The sequence below is a fragment of the Aggregicoccus sp. 17bor-14 genome (genome assembly GCF_009659535.1).
Taxonomy (GTDB): domain Bacteria; phylum Myxococcota; class Myxococcia; order Myxococcales; family Myxococcaceae; genus Aggregicoccus.
This window is the reverse complement of the sequence record NZ_VJZZ01000003.1, coordinates 321,639-347,954: the sequence shown is the minus strand read 5'-3', so window position 1 is coordinate 347,954 and position 26,316 is coordinate 321,639. Positions and strand designations below refer to the sequence as shown.

Sequence of the window (26,316 nt, the reverse complement as noted above, 5' to 3'; positions counted from 1 at the left end):
GCGCTACCCCCCTGGATTGCACCGCCCAGGCCAGGGCCAAGTACCCGGAACCCGGGCCCTCGTCCGAGCGGGACGCGATTGGAATCGCGTCGCTTCCGTGTTCAATTCGTGGGCATGGACATCCTCGAGTGGACGGGCGCCGCACCGGGGCCCGAGCTGCGGCAGCGGCTCGAGCAGGCGGGCTGGCGGCTGGGGCAGGAGGGCGCGCGGGCGCACGTGGTGCACACGGCGCAGGCGCGGCTCTCGGGGCGCCTGCCCGCGGGGCGCTGGGTGTGGCTGAGCGCGCGGCCCCTGCCCGTGGAGGCGCTGCGCGCGGCGGTGGAGCAGGGGGCGGTGGACGCGCTGTGGACGGGCGCCGAGGGCTGGGAGGCGCGGCTCCTGCGCCGGCTCTCCGAGTGCCTCGTGGAGGAGCTCGCGCCGCCGGTGCCGGAGACCTTCACGGCGAGGAGCGCAGCGGCGAAGGTGCTGCTCGCGCGCATCGCGCAGGCGGCGCGCACCAGCATGCCGGTGCTGCTCACGGGCGAGACGGGGACGGGCAAGGAGGTGGCCGCGCGGCTCATCCACCAGTGGTCCGAGCGGCGCGCGCGCACCTTCGTGCCCATCAACTGCGCGGCCATCCCCAACGAGCTGATGGAGGGCGAGCTGTTCGGCTACACGAAGGGCGCCTTCTCCGGCGCGGTGAAGAGCTACGACGGGCTCGTGGTGGCGGCCGAGGGCGGCACCATGTTCCTCGACGAGATCGACGACACGCCGCTCGCGCTGCAGACGAAGCTCCTGCGCGTGCTCGAGGACCGGGTGGTGTCGCGGCTCGGCGAGAGCACCTGGCACAAGGTGGACTTCCGCATCCTCGCGGCCACGAACCGCGACCTGAAGAAGCTCATCGAGCGCGGCACCTTCGGCGACGACCTGTACGAGCGCCTGTCCACCGTGCAGATCGAGCTGCCCCCCTTGCGCGAGCGCCCCGAGGACCTGGAGCCGCTCGTGCTGCAGTGGATGGAGCGCTACTACGCGCAGGAGGAGGTGACGGAGGGGCGGCCGCGGGTGCGTGGCGCCACGCCCGAGGCGCTCGACGTGCTGCGCGCCTACCCCTGGCCCGGCAACATCCGCGAGCTGCGCAACGTCATCTACGGCGCGCTGGTGGCCAAGCGCGCGGGCGACGAGCTGCTGGTGTCGGACCTCCCGCGCCGGCTGTGGCGGCGTGAGCGCGCAGGCGCGGGCACGGGCGTGGTCTCCGTGCAGGAGGTGGAGCGAAAGGTCGCGGCCGGGAGCATGAACCTCCGCGCCGAGCTGGAGATGCTCGAGCGCGTGGCGCTTCAGGCCGCGCTGCGGCGCGCCGGGGGCAATGCTGCAGAAGCTGCACGGCTGCTCGGTGAGGTGGGCAGAGGCGCGGCGAAGGACCCCGGCGGCACGGTGCGCACGATGATGAAACGGCTCGGGGTCAGTGGGGTGGGGTAGCGGCTCGCGCGGGGGCAGGAGGACACAGCTGCGCGAGCGCCCCTGCGGTCTCGGCGTCCGCGGCGAAGAAGGTCTCGATGGCCAGCTCCGCGAGCGTCACGTCCATCGGCGTGCCGAACAGCGTGGTGGTGCTGAAGAGGGTAAGCACGCGCTCGCCCACGCGCAGCCGCAGCGGCACGACGAAGCCCTCCGCGTCTCCGAGCGGCAGCGCCTCCTGCTCACGCGACACGGGGCAGGGCAGCGCCTCGAGCTCGTGCAGGAGCGCCTCGAGCTGCGCGTCCGCGCTCGCGTCCACCTGGTGGCGCAGGCGCGTGAGGAGGTGCTCGCGCCACTGGGCGAGGTTGAGGATGCGCGGTGCGAGGCCGTGGGGATGCAGCGCGATGCGCAGCACGTTCGCAGGGGACTGCAGCAGCGCCGGGTCCACGCCCTCGAGCAGCGGCGCGAGCGCGCGGTTCGCGGCGACGAGGTTCCAGTGCCGGTCCACCGCGAGCGCCGGCGAGGGCTCGTGGCCCGCGAGCACCAGCTGCACGGCGGCGCGCGCGGGCGCGAGCGCCGGGTCATCCAGCGAGCGCTCGCGGTAGATGGGGGCGTAGCCCGCGGCGGTGAGCAGCGCGTTGCGCTCGCGCAGCGGCACCTCCAGGCGGCGCGCGAGCAGCAGGAGCATCTCGCGGCTGGGCTGGGAGCGGCCGGTCTCGAGGAAGCTCAGGTGGCGCGCGGACACGCTCGCCACGCCCGCGAGCTCCAGCTGACTCAGGTGACGGCGCTGGCGCCACTCGCGCAGCAGGTCTCCGACGGGACGGTGGGCAGGGGCCATGGCGCAGACGATGCCCCGGGAGGGGCTGCGCTTCCATTACCTCGCAGGTAATCGCGCAGCCCCCGGGCGGGGCGCATCGTGCTCCTGTCCCGGCCGCCGTGGCCGGGCGCTCGAACCCCTCTCCCCTGGAGCTCCCATGCTGCGCCTCAGCCTCACCCTCGACGCCGTCGTCACCGCCGCCACCGGACTGCTGCTCGCGCTGGGCGCGCCGCTGCTCGCAGCGCTGCTCGGGATGCCCGAGCCGCTGCTGCGCTGGGCAGGCGTGAGCCTGCTGCCCTTCGCCCTCCTCGTGCTGCTGCTCGCGCGAAGTGCCCGGGCGCCGCGCGCGGCGGTGTGGGCCGTGGTCCTCTACAACGGGCTGTGGGCGCTGGACAGCGTGCTGCTGCTCGCGCTCGGCTGGGTGAGCCCCACGGCGCTGGGCAGCGCCTTCGTGCTCTTCCAGGCGGTGGTCGTGGCGGGCTTCGCCCTGGCGCAGTACGCGGGCCTGCAGCGTTCCCCGGCGCTGGGCTAGCGCACTGGAGTAGGGTCCGGGCGCATGAAGCTCGCGCTCAAGGTCCTGCTCGCGCTGTTCATGGTGTTCGCCGGCGTGATGCACTTCGTGAGGCCGAAGGGCTTCGTGCGCATCGTGCCGAAGTTCCTCCCCGCGCCGCTCGCGCTCGTCTACGTGAGCGGCGCGGCGGAGATTCTCCTCGGGCTGGGGCTGCTCTTCCCCGCGACCCAGCGCTGGAGCGCGTGGGGGCTCATCGCGCTCTACGTCGCCGTGTTCCCCGCCAACATCAACATGGCGGTGAACCACATCGGCTTCGGGCGCGACCCGGGGCCCTTGTGGCTCCTGTGGGCGCGGCTGCCGCTGCAGCTCGTGCTCATCGCGTGGGCGTATTGGTACACGCGCTAGGCGCTTCCCCCCTGCTGTGCGCCAGCGAGCGCTGCGGCTCCCCCGAAGGACAGTGGGGAGCGGGGGCGTTCGCGGCCAGTCTGCCGGGCCAGCGGTCCTTCGCCCGCTCGCCCCACAGCTCTGGAGGGGAACCTTGTCCACGCCCACGCCCGCCGTGTCCGCCCGCGCGCTGCTGCTGCTCGCAGGCCTCGCCGTCTTCTCCGCCGGCTGTCCCGCGCCGCTCACGGTCGAGCCCACGTCGACGAGCCCCGAGTGCGCCGGGCTCGTGCCCTCGTCCTCGGCGCGGATGATCGACGACCGCTACGACATCCCCGCTGCCAACACCTGCCGCGGGGGCACCAGCGAGGGGACGGGCTACGTGGCGCTCGTGGACACGAACGTGGAGGGCCTCGACACCCGCTTCAACTGGCACTCGCGCACGCCCGCGGGCAGCCCCGTCGCCACGTCCGGCGGCATCAACCGCTTTCCGCTCGTGCCCCAGCCGGTGGGGTACCAGGCCATCACCAGCTTCCTCGAGCCGGGCCCCTCGGACGCGACCGTGCTGGATGGCTTCCGGCCGGACCTCGGGCCCGGGCCCTTCACGGGGCTCAGCGACTATGGAGACGTCGAGCGCCGCTGGACCCTCGCGCAGGATCCACTGGGCGGCAGCGCCACGCTGTACCGGCGCGTGCTGCCCACGGGCAACCACCCCTTCACGGTGGCGCTGCGGCGCTTCGATGCGGCGGCGCTTCCGCGCGGGCCCGCCGTGCAGGTGACGAGCGGCGTCATCGGAGACCGGCCGGCGTGGATGGTGGTGGGCGTGTCCACCACCGGCCCCGCGCTCGCCATCTGGGAGTGGCGCGCGCACGCGGTGGCGCGCTGGGTGGCCGCGGACGGCACCTTGCTCACCGGTGAGTTCTACGACGAGCTCGTCCCCACCGTGCCCACGCACCTGGAGCTGGTGCCGCTGCTGGACGGCTCGCTCGTGCTGCAGCGCGACGGCGCGTGGGTGGCACGCTTCACGCCGGGCAGCACCGCCGTGGACCCGGCGCCCGCGTGGCTCGCCGCGCGGCCCAACCACACGCTGCGCCTGGTGCACGCGCGCGGCGGCTACGCGCTGCTGCCCTTCGAGGGCGCTGCCGCCACGCCCTGCCGCCAGACGGTGGAGGTGCACGCGCCCTCGGGGGCGCTGTGCGCGAGCGTGCAGCTGTACCAGGGCCCCTCGGCCTGCACGACGCGCGACGTGGAGGTGGGCTGGGACGGCACGCTGGTGCTGCAGCGCGCGAACGAGACCTGCACGGGCGCCACCTGCACCTGCTCGCACCGCTGGTGGAGCGGGCTGCTGCGCTAGGGCAAGCGCCTCAGTGCCCGTGGCGGCACTGCCCGAGGAAGCGCACCAGCTCCGCGTGGAACCACTGAGGCGAGTCCAGCATGAGCCAGTGGCTCGCGTGCGGCGCCACCGAGCGCGAGAGCGAGGGGCGCTGGCCCACCAGCGTCCCCGGGCCAGTCGTCGCCGCGAGCGCGTGGGTGGGGCCGGTGTAGCCCTCGAAGGCCTCGCCCGGGTCGTGGTGGTAGAGCGACTCGAGGTTGCCGAGAATCGCCTCGCGCCGCGAGGTGCGCAGCGTCTTCATCACCAGGGTGCGCGTGGGCGGCTTGGCCTCGAGCAGCAGCGGGGCGAGCCAGTGCTCGTGGAAGGCGCCGTACTTCGCCGGGGCGAAGTTCTCGAGCAGCGCGTCGCGCTCGGCCTGCGGCACCTGGCGCAGGTCTCCGGCCGCCTCCACGTAGAGCAGCCCCGCGAGGCGCTCGGGGTAGTAGGTGGCGAAGGCGCCGGCCACCGCCGCGCCGAAGCCGTGGCCCACCAGCACGAACTTCTCCGGCAGCAGCGCATCCGCCACCGCGAGCACGTCCTCCACCGCGGCCTCGACGCCAAAGGGACCGTGGCCGCCGCCGCTGTCGCCCAGGCCCCGCAGGTCGAAGGCCACCGTGCGCGTCTGCAGGCCGTGCTGCGTCTCGGCCCAGTGGGTGTGGTCCGCGGCGTTGTCGTGGACGAAGAGGAGCGGCAGCCCGCCGTCGCCCTCCGAGGTGGCCATCAGCTTGCCGGCAGCGCCGGCGACGGTGGTGGTGGTGGGGGCCTTGTGCTTCATGGGTCAGCTCCTCCCGTGCGCGCGTATCGAAGGCAGTCTGCGCCTTTTCACGCCCCGGAGCGAAGGGACGGGGCTGCGGCGCGTCCGGGGGCGAACGGGCCCTCCGCGCACATCGCTCACCCCGGACCGCCCTCCTCGGGGCCCACCAGGGCCGCGAGGAAGAGCGCGTAGGTGAGCTCCGCCACGGGGCGTCCCTCCCGGCGCGCCTGGGTGCGCAGGGCCTTGGGCAGCGAGCAGGGGCGGCCGCGCTCCCCCTCGCGCAGCTGCACGTAGCCGCGCTCGGAGAAGCCCAGCACCTGCCAGCCGCGCTCGCGCAGCGCCTGGCTCAGGTCGTCGGTGAGCTGGTGGTGCAGCGCCTTGGCGAGCGGGTGCGGGCCGAACACCTCGCTCGTCCAGCGGCCCCGCTCCTCCTCGCGCCAGCCGCGGGCGCGCAGGTAGTTCGCCTTGCGCGCGAGCGAGAGGCCTCCGACGTGGCGCTCGAGCTTCACGGCCGGGGGCTCTGGGGCATGGGGGGCATCCCCGGGTGATAGCGCGCTCCGTCACGGCCCGGTGGGTCCACCGCATGGCACTGCGCAACGCACCGGGGTTGTCAGCCTGCACCGCCATTCCCAGCTTGCCGCGTCTCGGAGGAGGGGAGCGGATGCTCGACCAGCGCACGTGGGGATGGCTGTGGGCAGTACTGGTCATCGGCTGCTCCGGTCCGGGGCAGCCGCCGCCGCCGTTGCCCATTCACGATCCACCGGACCTGCCGGACGCGGGCCCCGGCGAGGTCGTGCCGAACCAGGGAACGCCTGACGCGGGCGAGCCCGATGCGGGGCCTCCGGATGCAGGGTCCGTGGGCGGAGGCCCCTGGGGGCAGTACCGCGCGGGGCCCGAGGGCACCTGGCACAACCCGGGCACCTTCACCGCGGCGCAGGCCCGCGCGCTCACGCCCGCGTGGACCGCGGAGCTCGGCGCCTACGGCGTCACCCAGCCGGTGCGGGTGGGGGACACCCTCTACGTGACGATGGGCTTCTCGGCGAAGGTGCTGGCGCTGGATGCGGCGACGGGCCGGGTGCGCTGGGAGCGCGTCTTCCCGCACACCTTCCGCGCGGCCTGCTCGCAGAAGGAGGACCAGTCGGGCTTCTACGCAGCGCCCGCCGTCTACCAGGGGGCGGTGTACGTGGCGGCGCCGGACGGAGCGCTCTACGCGCTGGACGCCGCGACGGGGCGCACGCTGCGCCAGGTGACGCTCGCGTCCGTGGCGGACCCTCCGGAGTTCATCCAGTCCTCGCCCGTCATCTCGCCGGAGCTGGGCGCGCTCTACGTGGGCGTGGGCTCGGTGTTCAAGTGCGCGTCCGTGGGCGGCCGGGTCATCGCGGTGGACCTCGAGACCTTCACCTCGCGCTCGGTGTCGCTCACGGCGCCGGGGATGGCAGGCGCCTCGGTGTGGAGCAGCATCTCGGTGGATGCGGCCCGGGGCGAGCTGCACGTCACCACGGGCGACCCGCATGGCAACGCCCTCGCGAGCATCCCGTACGCCCAGGCCTTCCTGCGGCTCGATGCGCGCACGCTCGAGGTGCGCGATTCCTGGCAGAACCCGACCCCGGCGCCCGAGGACAACAGCGACTTCGGCGCCTCGCCCACGCTGTACCGGCTCGCGGATGGCACGGGCATGGTGGCCGCGGCGAACAAGGACGGCGTGCTGTACGCGCTGCGCCGCGAGGCGCTCGCCGCGGGCCCTGCGTGGACGCGCCGGCTCGCGCTGGGCGGAGACCCGCTCGCGGGCCTCGGCAGCCTCGTCGCGCCTACCTTCGCGCGCGGGACGCTCTACGCCGCGGGCGGCCGCACCGAGGACGGGGCGGAGGGCAGCGTGCTGGCGCTGGACCCGGCGACGGGCGCCGTGCGCTGGCGCCACACGCCGCCGGGCTTCGTGATGGCCGGGATGCCGCTCGTCGGAGACGTGCTGGTGGTGGAGTCCACCACGCCGGACTCGACCCACAGCAGCCTCGAGCTGCTGGACGCGAGCAGCGGCGAGGCCCTTGCCCGCTTCGACTCGGCTGGCCCCACCTACGCCGCTCCCACCGTGAGCGAAGGCCTGGTGCTGTGGCTGAGCTTCGAGGGCACCCTGCGCGCGTACCGCATCCCCGCGCAGTAGGGGCCTCCGGGCTCAGCCGTCGGCGAGGAGCCCGCGCAGCTCCACCGTGAGCGGCTCCTCGCTGCCCCCGAGCGCCGCGAGGGCCGCGCGGAAGTCCTCGCCTGCGCGCCTCGTGTCACCCCGTTGCAAGAGGAGCAGACCGCGGTCGCGCAGCAGCTCGGGGTCCGGGAGCTCCTCCCCGGTGAGGTGCACCGCCGCGTCCAGGTCCGCGAGCGCCTCGTGTGAGCGCCCCAGGGCCTGCCGCACCCGCGCACGCTGCTCGTGCAGCCAGGGGCTCTTCGGGTCCGCGGCGAGCGCAGCCGTCCACGCGCCCTCCGCGTCTGCGAGCCGGCCCAGGGCCTCGAGCGACTCCGCGCGCAAGAGCTCCACCACGGTCTGGTTGCGGTAGTGCGCGGCCTCGAGCGCGTCGAGGTCGTCGAGCGCCTCCGGGTGCCGTCCCAGCGCCGCGAGCGCGACGGCGCGGTGCAGGCGGGCCGAGAGCATGCTGGGGGCGAGCGCGATGGCGGCGGAGTAGGGCGCGAGGGCCTCGGCGTGCGCGCGCTTCCCGATGGCGAGCGTGAGCCCGCGCTCCAGCTGCAGCCGGGCATCCTTGGGGAACTGGCCGATGAGCGTGTCCAGCAGCGCGAGCGCGTCCTCCACGTGGCCGCCCTTGCGCAGCCGCTCCACGCGGCGCAGCTGCTCGAGCACCGCGCGCGCCTCGCCCGGAGGCCGCCCCTGCCCGCGCCGGGGCGGAGGCGCCTCGCTCACGCGCGCTCCAGCAGCTCGCGCACGATGCCGTGCGAGGCGCGGGCGGCCACGCTCTGCACGAAGCGCAGGAAGTCCACCGGCGCGTGCTCGTCCGCCGCGTCCGAGAGGGTGCGGATGACGGTGAGCGGCACCGCGTACTCGTGCGCCACCTGCGCCACCGCCGCGCCCTCCATCTCCACGCACGCGAGCCCCGGCAGCCGCGCGCGCACCGCCTGCAGCTCGTCCGCGCGGGCGAAGAACTTGTCCCCGCTGGCCACCTCGCCCAGCACGGCGCGCGGCGCCGTCACGCCGAACTCCGGCGCGAGCGCCTCGGGGCGCTGCAGCCAGCGGCGCGCGGCCTGGAGCGCGCGCTGCTGCAGGGCCTCCGGCACGGCGAAGCGGGTGACGCCGAGCAGGGGAATCTCGTGCCGGGGAAAGAGGGGAGAGGCGTCCATGTCGTGCTGCACGAGGCCGCTCGCCACCACCACGTCGCCCACGCGCAAGGAGGGGTCCGCGCCTCCGGCAACGCCGGTGAAGACGAGCTCCTGCACGCCGTGCTCGGCGAGCAGGTGCGTGGCGGTGGAGGCCGCGGCCACCTTGCCCCAGCGGCTGAACACCACCACGGCATCGCGGCCGAAGAGGCGCCCCGCGTGGTAGGTGCGCCCTCCGCGCTCGTGCGTGCGGCGCGAGGCGCCCATCTCCTCCACGAGGTGGGCGACCTCCTCCGGCATGGCGCCGAGGATTCCGATGGGCCCGCTCGATGGGAACGTCATTCCCTCACCCCGACCCTCTGCTCAGCCCACCCAGCGCCGCGCGTTGCGGTACATCTGCATCCACGGCCCGTCCTCGCCCCACTCGTCCGGGTGCCAGGAGTTGATGACGGTGCGGAAGCTGCGCTCGGCGTGCGGCATGGTGAGGGTGATGCGGCCGTCCGCGTTGGTGATGCCGGTGATGCCCAGCGGGCTGCCGTTGGGGTTGGCGGGGTAGCGCGCGGCGACCTGGCCGCGGTTGTCCACGAAGCGCAAGGAGACGAGCCCCGCCCTGCCCAGGGCCTCGGGGCCGCCCTGCTGGGCGAACTCCGCGTAGCCCTCGCCGTGAGCCACCGCGATGGGGATGTGGCTGCCCTCCATGCCCTGGAAGAAGAGCGAGGGGCTCTTCTCCACCTGCACCATGCTGAAGCGCGCCTCGTACTGCTCGGAGCGGTTGCGCACGAAGCGCGGCCAGCCCTGGGTGCCCGGGATGAGCTCGTGCAGGGCGGACATCATCTGGCAGCCGTTGCACACGCCGAGCGCGAAGGCGTCCGTGCGCGCGAAGAAGCGGCTGAACTCGTCGCGGGCGCGCGGGTTGAAGAGCACGCTCTTGGCCCAGCCCTCGCCGGCGCCCAGCACGTCGCCGTAGGAGAAGCCGCCGCAGGCGACCAGGCCCTTGAAGCCCTCGAGCTTCGTGCGCCCCGCGAGGATGTCGCTCATGTGCACGTCCACGGCCTCGAAGCCGGCGCGCGTGAAGGTCAGCGCCGTCTCCACCTGGCTGTTGACGCCCTGCTCGCGCAGGATGGCCACGCGCGGGCGCGCCTTGCCGGTGTGCACCGCGGGGGCCGTGTCCTGCAGCGGGAAGGTGAGGCGCGGGGTGAGGCCCGGGTCCTGGGGGTCCAGCTTCGCCTCGAACTCCTCGCGCGCACACTCGGGGTTGTCGCGCAGCGCCTGCAGCTGGAAGCTGGTCTCGCTCCACGCCCGGCGCAGCTGCGTGCGGCTCTCGGAGAGCAGCTCCTTGCCGCCCGCGCTGATGCTCACGCGGTCCTCCGCGGTCACGCTGCCGATGACGTGCACGAGCCCGCGCAGCCCCGCGCCCTCGAGCACGGAGAGCACGCGCGCGCGCTCGCTGCGGCGGACTTGAATCACCGCGCCCAGCTCCTCGCTGAAGAGGGCGGCGGCCGCGTCAGCGCCCAGCCCGTCGAGCGAGGCGCGCACGCCGCAGCGGCCGGCGAAGGCCATCTCGGCGAGCGTGACGAAGAGGCCGCCGTCCGAGCGGTCGTGGTAGGCGAGCGCGAGCCCGTCCGCCACGAGCGCCTGCACGCCGTCGAAGAAGGCCTTGAGGGTGGCCGGCGCGTCCACGTCCGGGGCGCGCTCGCCGAGCCGGTTGTACACCTGCGCGAGGCAGGAGCCGCCCAACCGGTTCTGCCCGGCGCCGAGGTCCACCAGCACCAGGTCCGTCTCCTCGAAGCCCTTGCCCGTGCGCAGCTGCGGCGTGAGCGTCTTGCGCACGTCGCGCACGGGGGCGAAGGCGGAGATGATGAGCGAGAGGGGCGCCACCACCTGGCGCTTCTCACCGCCCTGCTCCCACGCGGTGCGCATGGAGAGCGAGTCCTTGCCCACCGGGATGGTGAGTCCCAGGGTCGCGCACAGCTCCGGGCCCACGGCCTTCACGGTGTCGAAGAGCGCGGCGTCCTCGCCGGGGTGACCCGCGGCGGCCATCCAGTTGGCCGAGAGGCGCACTTTCTTGAGCGGCCCGATGTCCGCGGCGGCGATGTTGGTGAGCGCCTCGCCGATGGCCATGCGCCCCGAGGCCGGCGCATCCAGCACGGCGACGGGCGTGCGCTCGCCCATGCTCATGGCCTCGCCCGCGTAGGTGTCGTAGCCGGCCACCGTGACGGCCACGTCCGCCACCGGCACCTGCCAGGGGCCCACCAGCTGGTCGCGGCTGCACATGCCGCCCACCGTGCGGTCGCCGATGGTGATGAGGAAGCCCTTGTCCGCGACCGTGGGCAGGCGCAGCAGCCGGTAGGCGGCGTCCTTCAGGTCCAGCGCGCGGGTGTCCAGGGTGTCGCCGGCGGGCGCCACGCGCTTCACGTCGCGCAGCATCTTGGGCGGCTTGCCCAGCAGCACCTCCATGGGAAGGGCCACGGGGGCGTTGCCGAACTGCGGGTCGCTCACGGTGAGCGTGTCGTCGCCCGTGGCCTCGCCGAGCACCGCGTAGGGGCAGCGCTCGCGCTCGCAGAGGGCGGCGAGCGTGGGCAGGCTCTCGGGGGCCACGGCGAGCACGTAGCGCTCCTGGGCCTCGTTGCACCAGATCTCCATCGGGCTCATGCCCGGCTCGTCGTTGGGGATCTTGCGCAGGTCGAAGCGGCCGCCGCGCCCGCTCGCGTGGACGATCTCCGGCACCGCGTTGGAGAGGCCGCCGGCGCCCACGTCGTGGATGGAGAGGATGGGGTTCTTGTCCCCGAGCTGCCAGCAGCGGTCGATGACCTCCTGCACGCGCCGCTCGATCTCCGGGTTGCCGCGCTGCACGCTGGCGAAGTCCAGATCCTCGTGGCTGCTGCCGCTCGCCATGGACGAGGCCGCGCCGCCGCCCAGGCCGATGAGCATGGCGGGGCCGCCGAGCACCACGATCTTCGCGCCCACCGGGATGTCGTGCTTCTCCACGTGGCTCGCGCGGATGTTGCCCAGGCCGCCGGCGATCATGATCGGCTTGTGGTAGCCGCGCACCTCACTGCCCTGCGCCGCCTTCTGCTCGTAGGTGCGGAAGTAGCCGCAGAGCGCGGGGCGGCCGAACTCGTTGTTGAAGGCGGCCGCGCCCAGCGGGCCCTCGATCATGATGTCCAGCGCGCTCGCGATGCGCCCCGGCTTGCCGTGGTCCACCTCCCAGGGCTGCTCGAAACCGGGCACGCGCAGGTTGGAGACGCTGAAGCCCACGAGGCCCGCCTTGGGCTTGGCGCCGCGCCCCGTGGCGCCCTCGTCGCGGATCTCTCCGCCGCTGCCGGTGGAGGCGCCCGCGAAGGGGCTGATGGCGGTGGGATGGTTGTGCGTCTCCACCTTCATCAGGATGTGCACGTCCTCCTCGCTCGGGGCGTACACGCCGTCCTCGGGGCGGGGGAAGAAGCGCGCCGCGCGGCTGCCCTCGATGACCGAGGCGTTGTCGCGGTACGCGCTGAGCACGCCCTCGCTGTTCGCGCGGTGGGTGGCGCGGATCATGTTGAACAGGCTGGTGTCCTGCTTCTGCCCGTCGATGACCCACTCGCCGTTGAAGATCTTGTGCCGGCAGTGCTCGCTGTTCGCCTGGGCGAACATCATGAGCTCCACGTCCGTGGGGTTGCGCTTCAGGCGCGTGAAGTTCTGGGTGAGGTAGTCCAGCTCGTCCGCCGAGAGCGCGAGCCCCAGCTCCTTGTCCGCGCGCTCGAGCGCGCTGCGGCCGCCCGCGAGCACGTCCACGTGGCGCAGGGGCCGCGGCGCCTCGTGCGAGAACAGCCCCGCGGCGTCCTCCAGGCGCGGCAGCACCGCCTCGGTCATCCGGTCGTGCAAGAGCGCCCCGAGCCGCGTGCGCGCCGCGTCGCCCAGCGCCCCCTTCGTGCGCACGTAGTAGGCGACCCCGCGCTCGAGCCGGTGCACCTTCGTGAGGCCCGTGTTGTGCGCGATGTCCGTGGCCTTGCTCGACCAGGGGCTGATGGTGCCGAAGCGCGGCACCACGAGCAGCAGCGTGCCCTCGGCCCGCTCCGCCGCGGCGCGCTCCTCGGCCATGCGGGGGCCGTAGGTGAGCAGCCGCTCCAGCAGCGCGCGCTCCTGCGCGCCGAGCGCCGCGTCCCCGCCCTCCACCTCCGCGAAGTGCACGTAGCGCGAGGCGAGGCCCAGCACGCCCGCCTCCGGTACCTGCTGCTGCAGGCGCGAGAGCAGCTTGTCGATGCGGAAGGACGAGAGAGCGGGGCTACCGGGAATCTGGAGCATGCAGGCGCCTTCTAACGGAGCAGGCCCGCCGCCTCCAGCAAACAAAGGCCATGCGGGCCCCGGTTGCCCTGCCTGTCCGGCAGGCGGCCCGATCGGTCCCCTCCGGCGCTCGGTTCCGCGCGTACTCCTGGCGTGCGGAGAGGGACCCCAGCGCCAACGCGAGCAGCAACGGCAAGCGAAGCGCCATGGAAGGCACGCCAGGCGGGCCTTCCATGGAGCTCAACGGGCCAGCGGGAGCGACTAGTCCAGCGCGACCGAGAGGCCGACGCGCATGGAGAAGCCCGTGCCGCCGGTCGTATAGGTCTGCAGGCCCAGCGGCGCCACGTCCAGGCGCACGCGGTCGGTGAGCGGGATGATGGCGCCCGCGGCGATGCGGAACACCAGGCTCACGTCCGTGCTGCTGCCGTCGAAGCCGGCGAAGCCCGTGTCCAGCGAGACGTGCGTGAAGCCGAGCCCGATGCCGAGGTCACCGTGCAGCAGCACCTCGGGGATGAGGGGAATCACGATGCGCCCGCCGGGGATGAGGCTGAGGTTGAAGACCGAGGCTCCGCCCCCGCTGTCGAACCAGGTGTCCAGCGCGCCGGTCCACTCGAGGTGGAGGTTGTTGGGCAGCGCGGCGGGGATGGGGCCCGCCAGCTCGATGCCGAGGTTCGGCACCGTGCCACTGTTGGTGAGCAGGCCGACGTAGCCGCCCAGGAAGAGGTGGCCGGTGCCGCGCGTAGCGTGCGTGGTGCCGGTGGCCGCGTACCCCTGCGCCTCGGAGGCGCCGGAGAGCAGGCTGAGGTGGGTGGCGCTCATGGGCGTCTCCGCGAGAGCGGAGGTGGCGCCGAGCAGGGCTGCGACGAGGAGGGCAGTGCGAGTGTTCATGGGCGGGCAAGCTAGGGCTCGCCTGCTTTGCGGGACAAGAAAAACCCGTGTCGCACCTTTGTCTACCTCAAGGCGCGAGCCGGTCGGCCGCGTCCTGCGCGGACTCGCCCGGCGAGGCCCCCAGGGGGCTCACGCGCGGGTCCACCGGCATCGGCGTCCACAGCCGCGGCAGGTCGTACTTGGGCGGCACCATCCCGATGGGCCAGCCCTCCGCGGTGACCTCGGCGTAGCGGTAGCGGCGCCCGGCGAGCTCGAGCTGCGTGCCCGGGCCGGGCAGCCCCACCCCCACGGCGGCGTGCCCCAGCTGCTCGCTGGAGAGCACCACCGCGTCGATGCCCAGCTGGCGCAGCAGCATGGCGGCGAGCAGCGCCTTGGAGTCGCAGTCGCCGCGGTCCTGCGCGGGCACCAGCGCGGGCGGCAGCACGCCGAAGGGCTGCTCGCGCGGCACGTCGTAGTGGATGCGCTGCACGAAGGTGATGACGAGCTCGGCGGCCTCGGGCGCGCTCAGGTGTTCGGAGCGCACGCGCGCGGCGAAGCGCTCCCCCAGCGCGTGCACCGCCTTCGCGTTGCTGCGCATCAGCTCCTGGTACACGCAGGCCATCGGCAGGCGCTCGCAGCCGGGCGGCGCGCGGAAGCTGAAGCGGTCCTCGGCGAGGCTTCGGTAGTGCAGCTCGGCGGCGTAGTCCTGCAGCCCGCGCGCGTAGTGCTGCGCCATGGCGGCGCTCAAGCCGTAGCCCACCTGGTAGTCCGAGGGGCGCAGCGCCGCGGCGCGCCAGTCGTAGTGGCGCGCGGCCTCGGGCGGCGTCTGGGGAGGCAGCAGCACCACGCCCAGGTTCGTCGTCGGAGCCGGGGCGGGCTCAGGCAGCGGCAGGGGCCACAGCGCCACGCGCAGCGCATCCCAGTTGAAGGTCCCCGCCAGGAGGCAGAACAGGAGCGCGGCGAGCGCGCACAGGCCCAGGGCCCACTGGAGCAGCAGCTTCACCGGGGCGAGACGTAGGTGTTGGGCGGCAGGTGCGGGAAGGGGATGAGGCCGTCCAGCGCCGCCTGCAGGCCGGGGCCGGTGAGCAGCGCGAGCACCACGAGGATGGCCGAGAGCAGCAGCGCGCATGCGACGTTGCCGCGGCGCACCTCGGCGAGCTCGTCCAGGCCCGGCGTCATCCGGTCGAAGAGCAGCACGCCCGCGCCCAGCACGCCCGTGCCCACGCCCAGGGACACCGTCACGTGCAGCAGCGCGAAGAGGAAGAGCCGCGGCACCTGCCCCCAGGGCAGGGGCGGCGCGCGGAAGGTCAGGTCCACCGCGTCGAAGGTGGCCTGCACGGCGTTGTGCACCAGGAGCCCCAGCGCGAGCAGGCTCGCCGCGTGCACCAGCCCCGCGGCCGTGTTGCCCGAGCGCAGGTCACCCACCGGGTCCGTGCCGAGGATGCGGTTGAGGCCGCGGAACGCGAGCAGGATGCCGACCGCGGCGACCGCACCGCCGAAGGCCACCTTGACCAGGCCGAGTGCAACGAGCGTGAAGTTCATGGGCGAGGGCGCACCCTACACGCTCCGGTGACCCGCGCGGGAGAATGGCGACGCGGCGCGGCGTACGGGATTGCTCCCCTGCGCGCCTGCATCCGGCTAGAAGGAGCGCTCGCGCGCCCCTCGCGCGCGCACACAACCCCCTCAAGGACACCTCACGATGCGGAAGCTCTCTTCGATGCTGTTGGGCTGCACCCTGCTGCTCGGCGCCGGCTGCGCCACGGGCGGCGGCTCCTCCGGCGGCAACAGCGCGCCCGGCGCCAAGGAGCGCCTGGTCTCCACCCGCACCACCGGCGCCACCTGGGACCACATCCTCGCCGGCGCGGCGACGCTGACGGACGTGAAGCAGAGCTGCAAGGAGGGCTCGCTCTCCATGTACGTGAGCACCACCGCCATCTGCCCGGGCACCAAGCCCGACGGCGCGAAGGACGTCTCGCACGCGCACCAGTTCAAGCTCGCCGAGGGCGAGCACCTGTGCGCGGCCATCGGCGGCGGCCAGGGTCCCTGCACCCTCATGTACCAGCTGGGCGGCGAGCCGGCGGCCACCGCGGCCGCGGCGGCGCACTAGCTCACGGCCTACAACCAGGCGTCCGGCACGAAGCCGGGCTCCAGGTTGCGCAGGCCGCGCACCAGCAAGGGCAGCAGCGCGCGCGCCGGCTCCGGCAGAGGCTGGCGCGCCGCGGCTGCCTCGCAGAAGCGGTCCACCTCCCACAGCGCGTCGCGCCGCGAGAGGTGGGCGAAGTCCGGCGCCGCGAGCCCGAGGCTCGCGTAGCCCTGCTGCAGCGCCTGGGCGTGCGTGCGCGCGAAGGCGCCCGTCACCCGCGCCTCGAAGTAGAGCAGCCGCAGCGCGCGGTCGCGCTGGGCCTCGAGCGCAGGCCGCTCGGCCGCGGGCAGCTCCGGGTGGCGCAGCAGCGCGCTGAGCGCGTCGTAGAAGTCGCGCAGGGGGCCGCGCTGCGGGTCGGGCACCTCGAGGCCGCCGCCGTCCGCCCACTCGAGCACCACCGAGAGCAGCTGCACGCGCTCGCGCACCTGGGAGAGCGGCTCGGGCGCCCGCCCGTCGTCGTAGCCGTGCGCCGCCGTCCACACCGCCACGCTCTCGCCCAGGCGGGTGTGGGCCGCGGCCTCGCGCGTGGGCTCGCCTCCCTCGCGCGTGGCCCTCTCCCAGCGCAGCTGGTGCGTCGCGGCGCCGCTCACCGCGCCCGGGGCGGTGCCCGCGTAGGCCCAGAGGCTGCGCAGCTGGGGAAAGGCCTCGCGCAGCACGCCGAGCGCGTGCGGCCCCGCGGTGTTGCAGCCGGCCAGGTGCACGTCCTGGATCTGCGCTGCCGCGCGCGGCAGCGCATGGGCGAGCGAGGCGAGCAGCTCCCAGGGAAGCCGCCCGTTGTCCTCGCCCACCAGCGCTGCCGAGTAGCCGTGCCCGGAGAGCACGAGACGCGAGGGCAGGGGCGCGCCGCCCTCCGCGCGCGACCAGAGCAGCGCGAGCTGGGCGAGCTCGTCGCGGATGAGCACATCGCCCTGGGCCAGCGTCGCGGCCACCGCGGCCTGCTGCGCGGGCGGCAGGGGGAGCGTGGCGGCGAACGCGTCGACGCCCCCGCGCGTGGTGAGCTCGAAGTGCAGGGGGCGGCCGTCGGGGCCCGGCAGGGTGAGGGCCCCGGGCTCGGGCGCGTTGTGGATGGCGTACACGGGGGTGCGCTCGGCGAGCGCCCGCGCCTCGTAGAGGCCGTCCGGGTTGAGCGAGAGGTGCACGATGCTGGCGCGCTCACGCCGCGCGGTGCGCGCGTCGGGAGGGACGTCGGGGGCGAGCTCGGGCTCGAGCGGCTCGTAGCGGACGTCCTGCAGCGGGAGCGGGGTGATGCGGGGCATGGCGCCTCCTTCGGGCGGGCGTGCGGGTGAGCGCAGCGCCCGGAGCAGCGGACATGCCTGATGGAAGGGGCCCGAATTGCTCGGGAACGAAGGTGACCCGTCCTCCGGCGCGCGGATGGGGATCCACCGCGCCGGACGCCCTCAGCGGGCGTCCAGCCACGCCAGCACGCGCTTCGCGCTGGGAAAGCCGCGGAACAGCAGCACCTGGGGGTGGGCCTCGAGCGCCTCCCGCTCGGCGCTGTCCTTCAGCAGCGCGCGCTCCACGCCCAGCAGCAGCTCCGGGTCGGGCCGCGCGCGCAGCTCCTCCAGCCGCCGGCGCAGGGCGCCCGCGTGCCACGCGTGGAACAGCTCGAGCGCCACGGTGCGCCCGCTGCGGCGGTGGCGCAGGGTGAGGTCCGGCACGCACAGCCCCGAGGCGCCGGTGTGGCGCGGCAGCGGGGTGAGGTCCAGCTCCCAGTCCTGCGCCTCCTCCAGCGCGTGCGCGAGCGCCTGCACCTCCTCGGGCACGTGGCCGAGCGCGCTGCCCGCGTGCGGGGAGACGAGCGGGTCCTTGTGGTCGAGCACCAGCGTGACGCTCTTGCGCCCCGTACTCACCTCCGCGCGCAGCTCCCAGCGCTGCAGCAGGGGCACGGCGGTGAGGAAGCTCGCGAGCTGCAGGCCGTACTTCTTCTGCAGCGAGAGCATCGCCGCGGGGCCCTCCACGCTGAGCTCCCAGTCCTCGTCCTCGCGGTGCACGCTGGCCACGAGGCGGCAGAACTTGAGCCAGCGCAGCACCTTGCGCACGCGCAGCAGTTCGGGGGCGCGGGCGCGCAGGTGCAGGCGGCGCGCGCCGAGGAGGTGGCCCTGGGCGAGCGCGAGGTTGTAGCGGTCCAGCAGCTCGCCCGCTTCGGGTACCTCGAGCGCGACGAGGCGGCGCTGCGGGGGCAGGTCCGCGTAGAGCCCCTCGCGCACCTGCGCGAGGGGCGCGGGGAGCGCGGCGGCGAGGGCCGCGGCGTACTGGTCCTGGGTCGCCGCGGGGGGAAGGCTGCGCAGCACGCGCGCGGCGGTGCGCAGGGCGTCCATCCGCGCCTCGGCCACCGCGGGCTCGGGCTCGCCGAAGTCCATGCGGTCCAGCAGCAGCTTCACGAGGCCGCGCGCCACCCGGGGCCGCTTCCACGCGCCTGCGTGCAGGGCGAGCGCCTCCTCGAGGTCCTCGCGCGTGCGCCCCACGGCGTCCTGCAGCTCGGCGCGCAGGCTCTCGGCGAGCGCGAGCAGCGCGGGGTCCTCGCGGCTCACGAAGCTCGGGCGCAGGCGCCCCTCGCGCGTGCGGAAGAGCAGCAGCTCGCGCGTCAGCATGGAGAGGAGAGGGGAGGCATGGCGTGCAGGGGTCCGAGCAGTAGCGGGAATTCCCCGCCCGCGCCACCCCGCCCGCGCTTCAGGCGCGCGGCGACTGCGCGGGCAGCTGCAGCGGCCGGCGGACGCCGTGGCGCAGGTGGAGCAGCGCCGAGACCACCGTCACCGGGTGCATGAGCAGCGCACCCATGCGGCCGCTGAGGCTGGTGGGCTCGGAGAGCACGCCGAGCTGGCGCAGCACGGTGACGCGGTCGTAGTAGATCTTCTCGCCCGCGAGCCGGTCCTCGGCGTCGAAGGTGAAGACGGCGCAGAGCGGGAAGCTGAAGGCGCGGCCGGTGGCGGGCAGCCCGCGCCAGGCGCCCTGGTGGGTGCCGCTCAGCTGCACCTCGAGGATGACGGCCTCCTCGGTCACGTGGCGCTGCTTCACCTCGATGTGGAAGTCGGGCGAGGCCCGCAGCAGGTCGCGGTAGTAGCTGCGCACGCCGGCGAGCCCCGCGTGGTGCTCGCTCCAGGGCTCGTCGTCGTAGAAGCCGTCCGAGCCGAAGGTGGCCATCAGCCCGTCGAGGTCGTGCGCGTTCTCCTGGCGCACGTGCTCCTCCACCCTCTGCAGCCGGCGCTGCGCTCGCGACGTCTCCATGGCACACCCCCAGAGGCCCGCAATCTGGGGTGCCTCGGGGCGATGCGGACGGTGGACCCGGGTCCACACCGCGCGGCCCGCTCCAGCCCCGTGCGCGCGGGCGAGTGCGCGCCTCAGCCCTTGCTGGCGAGGCGCTGCGGCGCGGCCTTCAGGGCCTCGGCGTCCTCGTAGCAGGGCATGAGGCTGCGCACCTCCACGTCGCACCACTCGGCTGCGGGGCACTCGGCGGCGAGCGCGAGCGCCTCCTCGCGCGTGTTGCAGGCCACGTGGAAGAAGCCGCCCACCATCTCCTTCGCCTCGGCGAAGGGGCCGTCGACCACCTGGGCCTTGCCCGCGCGCACGCGCACGCGCGGGGTGTCCTCCAGGGAGAGCGACTCGCTCGCGATGAGCAGCCCGCGGGCCTTGAGGTTCTCGCCCCAGCGCACCATCCGCGCGTAGACCTCGCGGCCCTCCTCGGGCGTGCGGGTGTGCCGCTGCCCGCGCGGCTCGACCATCAGCAGCATGTACGCCATGAATACCTCCGGACGGGAACATCGCATCGGGCGGCGGCAGGCGCCAAGCGCGAGCGCCCGCGAGGCCCGGAGGCGCGCACTGTGAGTGCGGGGCTGCAGGGGCGCCGGCCCGGAGGGCGGGGAGGCGAGGGGCGCGTCAGTCTGCCCCGTACGCGCGGTGCTGGCGGCGCCGCTCGCTGATGCCGCTCTCGGCCGTCTGCGCGCTGCACACCTCGTAGAGCAGGGCGCGCTTTCCCGGGCTCTTGCGCAGGATGCGCCCGAGGCGCTGCACGTGCTCGCGCACGCTGCCGCTGCCGCTGAGCACCACGCCCACGCGCGCCTCCGGCACGTCCACGCCCTCGTTGAGCACGCGGCTGGTGAGCAGCACGGGCAGCTCGCCGCTCGCGAATGCGGCGAGCAGCGCTTTGCGCTCCGGCACCGGCGTGTGGTGGGTGAGCGCGGGCAGGAGCAGTGCGCGCGCCAGCGTGTAGACCGTGTCGTTGTCGTCGGTGAAGACGAGGGTGCGCTCGTCGCGGTGCTCGAGCAGGAGCCGCCAGAGCACCGCCACCTTCGCGCGCGAGGTGAGCGCGATGCGGCGCTGCTCGCGGTAGGCGCGCAGCGCCGCACGTCCCTCCTCGCTGCGCTGGCTCTCGGCGAGGAAGTGCGCCCAGCCGTCGGGGCTTCCGAAGTGCACGCCGCTCTTGCGCACGAAGGCGAGGTAGCGCGCGCGGGCCGCGTCGTGCAGCAGCTGCTCCTCCGGCTCGAGCGCGACCTCCACGCGCCGCACTTCGTACGGGGCGAGGTACTGCCCCTGCAGCTCGGTGATCTCCGAGCGGTGCACGAGCGGCCCGAGCAGCTCCTCGCACACGCGCTCGCCGCCGTCCGTACGCGCGAGCGTGGCGCTGAGCCCCAGGCGGTACGGGGCGAGCGAGCCCTCGGCGACGAAGCGGTAGCTGGGGGCGGGCAGGTGGTGGCACTCGTCGCAGACGAGCAGCCCGAAGCGGTTGCCGTGGAACTCCGTCTGCAGCGCCGCCGAGTCGTAGGTGGTGACGGTGAGGGGCTGCCGGTCGCTCACGCCGCCGCCGAGCATCCCCACGGGCTGCGCGAAGTGCTTCTGCAGCACGCCCTGCCACTGGGCCATCAGGTCCAGCGTGGGCACCACCACCAGCGTGGGGCGCTGCACGTGCGCGATGGCGAGCACCGCGAGCAGCGTCTTGCCGGCGCCCGTGGGCAGCTCCACCAGTCCCCGGCCTCCGGCGCGCTTCCACGCCTCGAGCGCCGCGGCCTGGTGGGGGTAGGGCGCCACGGGCTGGGTGAGCGCGAGCGGCAGGGGCTCGAAGCGCCGCGCCCGGTCCTCGAAGGGCAGCCCCAGCGCGCGCAGGCGCAGCACCGCATCCCGGTAGAGGTAGGCCGGGGCGCGGTGCACGCCGGTGCGCGGGTCGCGCTGGAAGAGGCGCGCGAGCACGGCGTCCGCCGGAAGCACCGGGGCCACGAGGGTGCCCCCGTCGAAGTGCAGCTCGAGGCGCTCGCTGGGCGGCGGGAGGGACATGGGGCGCGAGGACTCTAGTCCCGCAGGCGTTGGTTGGGGCACTTCCGGTCGGGAGCCCGCTCGGCCCGGCAGAGCGGGGCGACTACGCTCCCCGCGCGTGAGCACTCCCTCGCGCCTCGAGCGGCTCGACCGCCTGCCCTTCACCCCCCTGCACCGCACCTTCCTCCTCGTCTCGGGGCTGGGCTGGGCGATGGACGCGATGGACGTGGGGCTGGTGTCCTTCATCATGCCGGCGCTCGCGCGGCAGTGGGGCCTGGCTCCCGGGACGCTCGCGTGGGTGGGGGCGGTGGGCTTCATCGGGATGGCGCTGGGGGCGAGCGTGGGCGGCAGCCTCGCGGACCGCTTCGGCCGCCGCTTCGTCTTCGCCGGCACGCTGCTCGTCTACGGGCTCGCCACGGCGCTCGCGGCCGCGTCCACCTCGGTGGAGATGCTGCTCGCCCTGCGCTTCTTCATCGGGCTGGGGCTGGGCGCGGAGCTGCCCGTCGCGGCCACCCTGGTGAGCGAGTTCGCCCCCGCGCGCATCCGCGGTCGGCTCGTGGTGCTGCTCGAGGCCTTCTGGGCCGCGGGGTGGATCCTCGCCGCGCTGGTCGGCACCTTCGTCGTCTCGCGCTCGGCGGAGGGCTGGCGCTGGGCGCTGGGGGTGGGCGCCCTGCCCGCGCTCTACTCGGTGGTGGTGCGCCGCTCGCTTCCGGAGTCCGTGCGCTACCTCGAGCGGCGCGGGCGCCACGCCGAGGCGGAGGCCGTGGTGCGCAGGCTGGAGGCCTCGGCGGGGCAGGCCTCTCCAGAGGCCCGCAGCAGCGCGGCCCCCGTGGCCGAGCCGGCCGCGCCGGCCGTGGGGCTCGCGGCGCTGTGGCGCACCCCGTTCCGCCGGCGCACGCTGGCGCTCTGGCTCATCTGGTTCGGCATCAACTTCGCGTACTACGGCGCCTTCATCTGGCTGCCCACGCTGCTCGTCCAGCGCGGGTTCTCCATGGTGCGCTCCTTCGAGTTCACCCTGCTGATGACCCTGGCGCAGCTGCCGGGCTACGCGGTGGCGGCATGGCTCATCGAGCGCTGGGGGCGCCGCCCCACGCTCACCACCTTCCTCGTGGGCAGCGCCGGCTCCGCGCTGTTCTTCGCCGCCGCGCACACCGGGGCCACGCTGCTCGCCGCCGGCGTGCTCCTCTCCTTCTTCAACCTGGGGGCCTGGGGCGCGCTCTACGCGGCGACGCCCGAGGTGTACCCCACCGAGGTGCGCGCGACGGGCAGCGGCTGGGCGGCGGGCTTCGGGCGCATCGCCTCCATCCTCGCGCCCCTGTCGGTGCCTCCGCTGCTCGCGTGGGGCGGCGTCCCGGCCGCCTTCGGCAGCTTCGCGCTGCTCTTCGGCGTCGCGGTGGCGGGCACCCTGCTCCTGCCGGAGCTGCGGGGGAAGGAGCTGGTGGAGGGCGCGGCGCAGGACCCCTGAGGCCGCGGCGCCGCGAGCGCTGGCGGATGTCAGCCTGGCCGCCGAGGATGCGGCCCTGCATGGACACGCTCGGCGTCGCGCTCGGTCTCTTCGGTCTCCTCGCAGGCGCGCTGCTCGGCGCGGGCCTCGCGTTCCTGCTGCTGCGCCCGCGCGCGCTGCAGGCCGCGGCGCTCGAGCGGGCGCGCGCGGACGCCGAGCGCGCCACGGTGGCCGAGCGGCTGCGCGGGCGGGAGGCGGAGCTGCTCGAGGCGCGGCGCGCGCTGGACGCCGAGCGCCGGCGCGCGGAGGGACTCCAGGCGGAGGCCGGCAGGCTCGAGGTGCGCCTGAGCGCGGCCCTCTCCGCCCAGGCCGAGGAGCGGCGGGGGATGGAGGAGAAGCTGCAGCTGCTCACCCAGGCGCGCGCCGAGCTGCAGCAGGCCTTCCGCGCGCTCTCGGCGGACGCGCTGCAGAGCAACGCGCAGGCCTTCCTCGAGCTCGCCCAGGTGCAGCTCGCGCGCTTCAACGAGGGCGCGGCCGGCGAGCTCGGGCGGCGCCAGGAGGCCATCGAGGCGCTGGTGAAGCCGCTGCGCGAGAGCCTCGACAAGGTGGACCAGCACGTGGGGCAGCTGGAGACGGCGCGCGCCCAGGCCTACGGCAGCCTCGCCCAGCAGCTGCAGTCGCTCGCGCTGACCCAGGACGCGCTGCGCGCCGAGACGGCGAGCCTGGTGGGCGCGCTCAAGGCCCCCAACGCGCGCGGTCGCTGGGGGGAGATCCAGCTGCGGCGCGTGGTGGAGATGGCCGGGATGGTGGAGGCCTGCGACTTCGTGCAGCAGGAGCAGCGCACGGGCGAGCGCGGCGCGCTGCGGCCGGACCTGGTGGTGCGCCTGCCCGGCGGCAAGTGCGTCGTCGTGGACTCCAAGGCTCCGCTGCAGGCCTACCTGCAGGCGCTCGAGGCGAAGGAGGAGGGCGCGCGCGTGGCGAAGCTGCGCGAGCACGCGGGGCAGCTGCGCGCGCACCTCAAGCAGCTCGGGGACAAGGCCTACTGGGAGCAGTTCGAGGCCACGCCGGAGTTCGTGGTGATGTTCCTGCCCGGAGAGACCTTCTTCTCTGCTGCGCTGGAGCACGACCCCGGCCTCATCGAGGCCGGAGTGGACCGCCAGGTCATCCTCGCCACGCCCACCACGCTCATCGCGCTGCTGCGCGCGGTGGCGTACGGCTGGCGCCAGGAGCGCGTGGCGGAGAACGCGGCGGAGATCCGCGAGCTGGGCCGCGGCCTCTACGAGCGCGTGCGCACCCTGGCGCGCCACTTCAGCGAGCTGGGCCGCAGCCTCGACCGCTCGGTGGGCGCGTACAACGAGGCGGTGGGCTCGCTGGAGAGCCGGGTGCTGCCCGGCGCGCGGCGCTTCCGCGACCTGGGGGCCGCGGGGGGCGAGGAGCTGCCGGCGCTGCTGCCGGTGGACGCGGTGACCCGCCCCCTGCGCGCTCCCGAGCTCGAGCAGGCGCCGCTCCCGCTCGCGTCCCCGGGCCCGGAGGCGGTCCCACCGCCGTCGGGAATTCCTGCTCTCGGGCGTTAAGGCGGGATTGGGTTGTGAGGGGGCGCGCGGCCCGCTAGAGTGGCCGTCAGCGCTCGGGCTGGCCGGGAGGTCCGGAGCAGGTGCGCGACAGGGAGGCCCAGGGGGCTTCCCGCAGGGGGGACATGCAGATGCCACAGCCGCTGCCCAGCAGCACGCAGGACCCGGGTCACGAGCCTCGCGCGATGGGCCCGCGCGCCACCGAGGTGCGCGAGGGCGCCGAGCCCACGGACCGGGCGGGGGAGGTGCGGATGTGGTTCGCCCCCCGCAGCAGCACGAGCCGCTACCTGGACATCGTGCTCGCCCGCCGCAACCTGCTCCCCGCGCGCTAGGGGGCGCCCCTCACGCGCTCCGGGGCCGGGCTGCGCAGGGCCCGGGGCCGTCTTATCTTTGCGCGGTGATGCGCCGCGTCCTCATCGTCAGCCCCCACCCCCCCTCGCGGGTGCTGCTCGCGCGCATGCTCGCGGAGCCGGGGCTGGTGCTGCAGGCGGTGGCGGATGGGGACGAGGCCTTCGCGGCGATGGCCGTGCAGCTGCCCGCGCTCGTCATCGTGGACCTGCGGCGCCCCGGCGAGGACGACCCGCTCTTCCTCGGGCTGCTGCGCCGCCGCCAGCCGCGCCTGCCGGTCATCTCGCTGCTGCCCGGAAGGCTGCGCGTGACGGAGGGCGTGCAGGAGCGCGTCGAGGAGGTGGGCGCCTCCTCTCCCGACGAGCTGCGCCAGCTGCTCTCCGCGCTGCAGCAGGCGCTGCACGACGTGCTGTCCACCTCGCTGCTGCGCATCCTGCGCCCGCCGGTGGGCCAGGCCTGAGCGCCGGGCGCTCGCTGAAGGACATCCCCTCGCGCCGAAGCTGCCCGCGGCAGGACAGCCCCCTCGTCCTGCGGGAGCGCCCCGCTGCCGCAGCGCCCGCGCGCGCCGTAGACCCTCGCCTGGGTCCGGCGCTGCCCAGCGCACAGCGCCGGCCGGGAGACGTGCGCGGCGCGCGCCGCCCGGGCCTGCAGCGCTTCACGGCAGTGGGAGGGGACATGACGATGCGATGGGGAACGGTCGGACTGTGGGCCGCGGTGGCGCTGGGGCTCGCGGCGTGCGGCCCCACCTCGGGCGAGGGCTCGCCGGCGGAGGCCGCGGCGGACGCCGAGGTGGAGGCGGTGGGCAACCTGGAGGCGCTGCTCGCGACGGCGAGCGGCCACTGCGGGGCGGTGGACTTCGGGCCGGCGGCGAAGTCGCGGCGCCCGGACGCGCGGGTGCTCGCGCAGCTCAAGAGCTCCTCGCGCACGAAGAGCATCGACGTGGCCTTCCACGTCGTCACCTCCTCGAGCGGCGAGGGCAACGTGCCCGAGCGCCAGCTGGACGCGCAGATCCAGGTGCTCAACCAGGACTACGCGACCTTCGGCTTCAGCTTCCGCAAGGCGGTGGTGACGCGCACGGCGAACGACGCCTGGTTCAAGCTCAACGGCGGCAGCGGCGACGAGCGGCAGATGAAGAAGGCGCTCGCGACCGACCCGGCGCACACGCTCAACATCTACACGACGAACCTCTCCAAGGGGCTGCTCGGCTTCGCGTACTACCCGTGGAGCTTCGAGGAGACGAACTACATGCACGGCGTGGTCATCCTCTACAGCTCGCTGCCGGGCGGAAGCGCAGCGCCGTACAACCTCGGCCGCACGGCGACGCACGAGGTGGGGCACTACCTCGGACTCGCGCACACCTTCGAGGGCGGGTGCACCGGCGACGGCGACTTCTGCGACGACACGCCCGCGGAGGCCTCGCCCGCCTTCGGCTGCCCCGTGGGCCGCGACACCTGCCCGAGCCCCGGGCTGGACCCGACGAGCAACTACATGGACTACACGGACGACGCCTGCATGAACGAGTTCACGGGCGACCAGGCCGCGCGCATGGCCTGGGCCGTGTCCACGTACCGACCGAGCCTCTAGTCCGCAGGCCGATGCGCCCGCGTGCCGCGCGGGCGGGAGTGGAAAGAGTTTTCCCACTTCCGGTAGGGCGCTCCGGGGCGCCCCGCACGGCACGCTAATTATTTCCGCCAGGCGGGGGGCACCCGCACCCACCCGGAAGGGGTACATGCGCCAAGTGCCCGCCGCCGCAGGAGATTTCTTGACCGCGAGGGCGCGGCACGCCGCCTGCTAAGGCAGCGCCACGTCAGCACGCAGGACGGGCGGGACGGGGCAGGACGGGGCAGCACGGTGG

General features: G+C 74.5%; 25 protein-coding genes. 11 read left to right on the top strand and 14 right to left on the bottom strand.

All coding sequences use genetic code 11. From position 1 onward, the window contains the following. The first annotated feature begins 114 nt into the window (after nucleotides 1-114). The gene (locus FGE12_RS07915) at nucleotides 115-1,455 is read left to right on the top strand and encodes a sigma 54-interacting transcriptional regulator (RefSeq protein ID WP_153865783.1); all 1,341 of its coding nucleotides are present in this window, start codon (nucleotides 115-117) and stop codon (nucleotides 1,453-1,455) included. On the opposite strand, the gene FGE12_RS07910 is transcribed toward FGE12_RS07915, so the two are convergent. Beyond that, nucleotides 1,439-2,269, bottom strand: coding sequence for a helix-turn-helix domain-containing protein (locus FGE12_RS07910; protein WP_153865782.1), 831 nt, complete (start codon nucleotides 2,267-2,269; stop codon nucleotides 1,439-1,441). The genes FGE12_RS07915 and FGE12_RS07910 overlap by 17 nt on opposite strands. A 136-nt stretch (nucleotides 2,270-2,405) precedes the next feature. Here FGE12_RS07910 and FGE12_RS07905 point away from each other — a divergent pair, with 136 nt between their 5' ends. The 3 genes from FGE12_RS07905 to FGE12_RS07895 all read left to right on the top strand — a co-directional run bounded on the left by FGE12_RS07905 (nucleotide 2,406) and on the right by FGE12_RS07895 (nucleotide 4,494). Then, entirely contained in the window at nucleotides 2,406-2,780 is a 375-nt protein-coding gene (locus FGE12_RS07905) for a hypothetical protein (RefSeq protein WP_153865781.1), read from the top strand. Nucleotides 2,781-2,804: 24 nt separating this feature from the next. Further along, the gene (locus FGE12_RS07900; protein ID WP_153865780.1) at nucleotides 2,805-3,164 is read left to right on the top strand and encodes a DoxX family protein; all 360 of its coding nucleotides are present in this window, start codon (nucleotides 2,805-2,807) and stop codon (nucleotides 3,162-3,164) included. 133 nt (nucleotides 3,165-3,297) lie between these two features. Beyond that, nucleotides 3,298-4,494: a hypothetical protein gene (locus tag FGE12_RS07895; RefSeq protein ID WP_153865779.1), complete on the top strand. Its 1,197-nt coding sequence runs from the start codon at nucleotides 3,298-3,300 to the stop codon at nucleotides 4,492-4,494. A gap of 10 nt (nucleotides 4,495-4,504) precedes the next feature. On the opposite strand, the gene FGE12_RS07890 is transcribed toward FGE12_RS07895, so the two are convergent. Together FGE12_RS07890 and FGE12_RS07885 are read right to left on the bottom strand one after the other, a co-directional pair. After that, nucleotides 4,505-5,287: an alpha/beta fold hydrolase gene (locus tag FGE12_RS07890; RefSeq protein WP_153865778.1), complete on the bottom strand. Its 783-nt coding sequence runs from the start codon at nucleotides 5,285-5,287 to the stop codon at nucleotides 4,505-4,507. A gap of 116 nt (nucleotides 5,288-5,403) precedes the next feature. Beyond that, complete coding sequence (locus FGE12_RS07885) at nucleotides 5,404-5,775, bottom strand: hypothetical protein (RefSeq protein WP_194797688.1); 372 nt, start codon at nucleotides 5,773-5,775, stop codon at nucleotides 5,404-5,406. A gap of 152 nt (nucleotides 5,776-5,927) precedes the next feature. Between FGE12_RS07885 and FGE12_RS07880 the strand changes: the two genes are divergently transcribed. Beyond that, nucleotides 5,928-7,424, top strand: a complete 1,497-nt coding sequence (locus FGE12_RS07880) for a PQQ-binding-like beta-propeller repeat protein (RefSeq protein WP_153865777.1) — start codon at nucleotides 5,928-5,930, stop codon at nucleotides 7,422-7,424. A 12-nt stretch (nucleotides 7,425-7,436) separates the two neighbouring features. Here the strand turns inward: FGE12_RS07880 and FGE12_RS07875 are convergent, their stop codons facing one another. The 6 genes from FGE12_RS07875 to FGE12_RS07850 all read right to left on the bottom strand — a co-directional run bounded on the left by FGE12_RS07875 (nucleotide 7,437) and on the right by FGE12_RS07850 (nucleotide 15,253). Further along, nucleotides 7,437-8,171, bottom strand: coding sequence for a tetratricopeptide repeat protein (locus FGE12_RS07875; RefSeq protein WP_153865776.1), 735 nt, complete (start codon nucleotides 8,169-8,171; stop codon nucleotides 7,437-7,439). After that, nucleotides 8,168-8,923, bottom strand: coding sequence for a 5'-methylthioadenosine/adenosylhomocysteine nucleosidase (locus FGE12_RS07870; protein WP_153865775.1), 756 nt, complete (start codon nucleotides 8,921-8,923; stop codon nucleotides 8,168-8,170). The genes FGE12_RS07875 and FGE12_RS07870 overlap by 4 nt, the downstream gene beginning before the upstream one ends. 21 nt (nucleotides 8,924-8,944) lie before the next feature. After that, complete coding sequence (purL, locus tag FGE12_RS07865; protein ID WP_153865774.1) at nucleotides 8,945-12,865, bottom strand: phosphoribosylformylglycinamidine synthase; 3,921 nt, start codon at nucleotides 12,863-12,865, stop codon at nucleotides 8,945-8,947. 240 nt (nucleotides 12,866-13,105) lie between these two features. Next, the gene (locus FGE12_RS07860) at nucleotides 13,106-13,732 is read right to left on the bottom strand and encodes a hypothetical protein (RefSeq protein WP_153865773.1); all 627 of its coding nucleotides are present in this window, start codon (nucleotides 13,730-13,732) and stop codon (nucleotides 13,106-13,108) included. A 67-nt stretch (nucleotides 13,733-13,799) separates the two neighbouring features. Next, nucleotides 13,800-14,714, bottom strand: coding sequence for a transglutaminase domain-containing protein (locus FGE12_RS07855; protein WP_153865772.1), 915 nt, complete (start codon nucleotides 14,712-14,714; stop codon nucleotides 13,800-13,802). After that, complete coding sequence (locus FGE12_RS07850; protein WP_153865771.1) at nucleotides 14,711-15,253, bottom strand: DUF350 domain-containing protein; 543 nt, start codon at nucleotides 15,251-15,253, stop codon at nucleotides 14,711-14,713. Before FGE12_RS07850 ends, FGE12_RS07855 begins: the two co-directional genes overlap by 4 nt. Nucleotides 15,254-15,410: 157 nt before the next feature. On the opposite strand from FGE12_RS07850, the gene FGE12_RS07845 reads away from it, so the two are divergent. Continuing rightward, the gene (locus FGE12_RS07845) at nucleotides 15,411-15,818 is read left to right on the top strand and encodes a hypothetical protein (protein WP_153865770.1); all 408 of its coding nucleotides are present in this window, start codon (nucleotides 15,411-15,413) and stop codon (nucleotides 15,816-15,818) included. 8 nt (nucleotides 15,819-15,826) lie between these two features. On the opposite strand, the gene FGE12_RS07840 is transcribed toward FGE12_RS07845, so the two are convergent. The 5 genes from FGE12_RS07840 to FGE12_RS07820 all read right to left on the bottom strand — a co-directional run bounded on the left by FGE12_RS07840 (nucleotide 15,827) and on the right by FGE12_RS07820 (nucleotide 21,119). Beyond that, nucleotides 15,827-17,110 carry a hypothetical protein gene (locus FGE12_RS07840; protein ID WP_153865769.1) on the bottom strand — a complete coding sequence of 428 codons (1,284 nt, stop codon included), beginning with the start codon at nucleotides 17,108-17,110 and terminating at the stop codon, nucleotides 15,827-15,829. A gap of 141 nt (nucleotides 17,111-17,251) precedes the next feature. Beyond that, nucleotides 17,252-18,445 carry a DUF790 family protein gene (locus tag FGE12_RS07835; RefSeq protein ID WP_153865768.1) on the bottom strand — a complete coding sequence of 398 codons (1,194 nt, stop codon included), beginning with the start codon at nucleotides 18,443-18,445 and terminating at the stop codon, nucleotides 17,252-17,254. 79 nt (nucleotides 18,446-18,524) lie between these two features. Beyond that, nucleotides 18,525-19,079, bottom strand: coding sequence for an ester cyclase (locus FGE12_RS07830; RefSeq protein ID WP_153865767.1), 555 nt, complete (start codon nucleotides 19,077-19,079; stop codon nucleotides 18,525-18,527). Nucleotides 19,080-19,192: 113 nt separating this feature from the next. Further along, nucleotides 19,193-19,591, bottom strand: a complete 399-nt coding sequence (locus FGE12_RS07825) for a YciI family protein (RefSeq protein WP_153865766.1) — start codon at nucleotides 19,589-19,591, stop codon at nucleotides 19,193-19,195. Nucleotides 19,592-19,727: 136 nt separating this feature from the next. Beyond that, nucleotides 19,728-21,119, bottom strand: a complete 1,392-nt coding sequence (locus FGE12_RS07820) for a DEAD/DEAH box helicase family protein (protein WP_153865765.1) — start codon at nucleotides 21,117-21,119, stop codon at nucleotides 19,728-19,730. Between the two features lie 97 nt (nucleotides 21,120-21,216). Here FGE12_RS07820 and FGE12_RS07815 point away from each other — a divergent pair, with 97 nt between their 5' ends. The 5 genes from FGE12_RS07815 to FGE12_RS07795 all read left to right on the top strand — a co-directional run bounded on the left by FGE12_RS07815 (nucleotide 21,217) and on the right by FGE12_RS07795 (nucleotide 26,045). Continuing rightward, the gene (locus FGE12_RS07815) at nucleotides 21,217-22,563 is read left to right on the top strand and encodes an MFS transporter (RefSeq protein ID WP_370458908.1); all 1,347 of its coding nucleotides are present in this window, start codon (nucleotides 21,217-21,219) and stop codon (nucleotides 22,561-22,563) included. 59 nt (nucleotides 22,564-22,622) lie between these two features. Beyond that, nucleotides 22,623-24,116, top strand: coding sequence for a DNA recombination protein RmuC (gene rmuC / locus FGE12_RS07810; RefSeq protein WP_153865763.1), 1,494 nt, complete (start codon nucleotides 22,623-22,625; stop codon nucleotides 24,114-24,116). Nucleotides 24,117-24,238: 122 nt separating this feature from the next. Continuing rightward, nucleotides 24,239-24,445: a hypothetical protein gene (locus FGE12_RS07805; protein ID WP_153865762.1), complete on the top strand. Its 207-nt coding sequence runs from the start codon at nucleotides 24,239-24,241 to the stop codon at nucleotides 24,443-24,445. 68 nt (nucleotides 24,446-24,513) lie between these two features. Beyond that, on the top strand, nucleotides 24,514-24,921 hold the full coding sequence (locus FGE12_RS07800; protein WP_153865761.1) for a response regulator: 408 nt from the start codon (nucleotides 24,514-24,516) through the stop codon (nucleotides 24,919-24,921). Nucleotides 24,922-25,136: 215 nt separating this feature from the next. Next, entirely contained in the window at nucleotides 25,137-26,045 is a 909-nt protein-coding gene (locus FGE12_RS07795) for a zinc metalloprotease (protein ID WP_153865760.1), read from the top strand. Nucleotides 26,046-26,316 lie beyond the last annotated feature (271 nt).

Bases quoted from the DNA above. Each gene is read 5' to 3' on its own strand.
- FGE12_RS07825 (WP_153865766.1), bottom strand. From the start codon at position 19,591: ATGGCGTACATGCTGCTGATGGTCGAGCCGCGCGGGCAGCGGCACACC.
- purL (WP_153865774.1), bottom strand. From the start codon at position 12,865: ATGCTCCAGATTCCCGGTAGCCCCGCTCTCTCGTCCTTCCGCATCGAC.
- FGE12_RS07915 (WP_153865783.1), top strand. From the start codon at position 115: ATGGACATCCTCGAGTGGACGGGCGCCGCACCGGGGCCCGAGCTGCGG.
- FGE12_RS07850 (WP_153865771.1), bottom strand. From the start codon at position 15,253: ATGAACTTCACGCTCGTTGCACTCGGCCTGGTCAAGGTGGCCTTCGGC.
- FGE12_RS07860 (WP_153865773.1), bottom strand. From the start codon at position 13,732: ATGAACACTCGCACTGCCCTCCTCGTCGCAGCCCTGCTCGGCGCCACC.
- FGE12_RS07910 (WP_153865782.1), bottom strand. From the start codon at position 2,269: ATGGCCCCTGCCCACCGTCCCGTCGGAGACCTGCTGCGCGAGTGGCGC.
- FGE12_RS07900 (WP_153865780.1), top strand. From the start codon at position 2,805: ATGAAGCTCGCGCTCAAGGTCCTGCTCGCGCTGTTCATGGTGTTCGCC.
- FGE12_RS07830 (WP_153865767.1), bottom strand. From the start codon at position 19,079: ATGGAGACGTCGCGAGCGCAGCGCCGGCTGCAGAGGGTGGAGGAGCAC.
- FGE12_RS07880 (WP_153865777.1), top strand. From the start codon at position 5,928: ATGCTCGACCAGCGCACGTGGGGATGGCTGTGGGCAGTACTGGTCATC.
- FGE12_RS07795 (WP_153865760.1), top strand. From the start codon at position 25,137: ATGACGATGCGATGGGGAACGGTCGGACTGTGGGCCGCGGTGGCGCTG.
- FGE12_RS07870 (WP_153865775.1), bottom strand. From the start codon at position 8,923: ATGACGTTCCCATCGAGCGGGCCCATCGGAATCCTCGGCGCCATGCCG.
- FGE12_RS07820 (WP_153865765.1), bottom strand. From the start codon at position 21,119: ATGTCCCTCCCGCCGCCCAGCGAGCGCCTCGAGCTGCACTTCGACGGG.
- rmuC (WP_153865763.1), top strand. From the start codon at position 22,623: ATGGACACGCTCGGCGTCGCGCTCGGTCTCTTCGGTCTCCTCGCAGGC.
- FGE12_RS07840 (WP_153865769.1), bottom strand. From the start codon at position 17,110: ATGCCCCGCATCACCCCGCTCCCGCTGCAGGACGTCCGCTACGAGCCG.
- FGE12_RS07905 (WP_153865781.1), top strand. From the start codon at position 2,406: ATGCTGCGCCTCAGCCTCACCCTCGACGCCGTCGTCACCGCCGCCACC.
- FGE12_RS07890 (WP_153865778.1), bottom strand. From the start codon at position 5,287: ATGAAGCACAAGGCCCCCACCACCACCACCGTCGCCGGCGCTGCCGGC.
- FGE12_RS07800 (WP_153865761.1), top strand. From the start codon at position 24,514: ATGCGCCGCGTCCTCATCGTCAGCCCCCACCCCCCCTCGCGGGTGCTG.
- FGE12_RS07835 (WP_153865768.1), bottom strand. From the start codon at position 18,445: ATGCTGACGCGCGAGCTGCTGCTCTTCCGCACGCGCGAGGGGCGCCTG.
- FGE12_RS07845 (WP_153865770.1), top strand. From the start codon at position 15,411: ATGCGGAAGCTCTCTTCGATGCTGTTGGGCTGCACCCTGCTGCTCGGC.
- FGE12_RS07805 (WP_153865762.1), top strand. From the start codon at position 24,239: ATGCAGATGCCACAGCCGCTGCCCAGCAGCACGCAGGACCCGGGTCAC.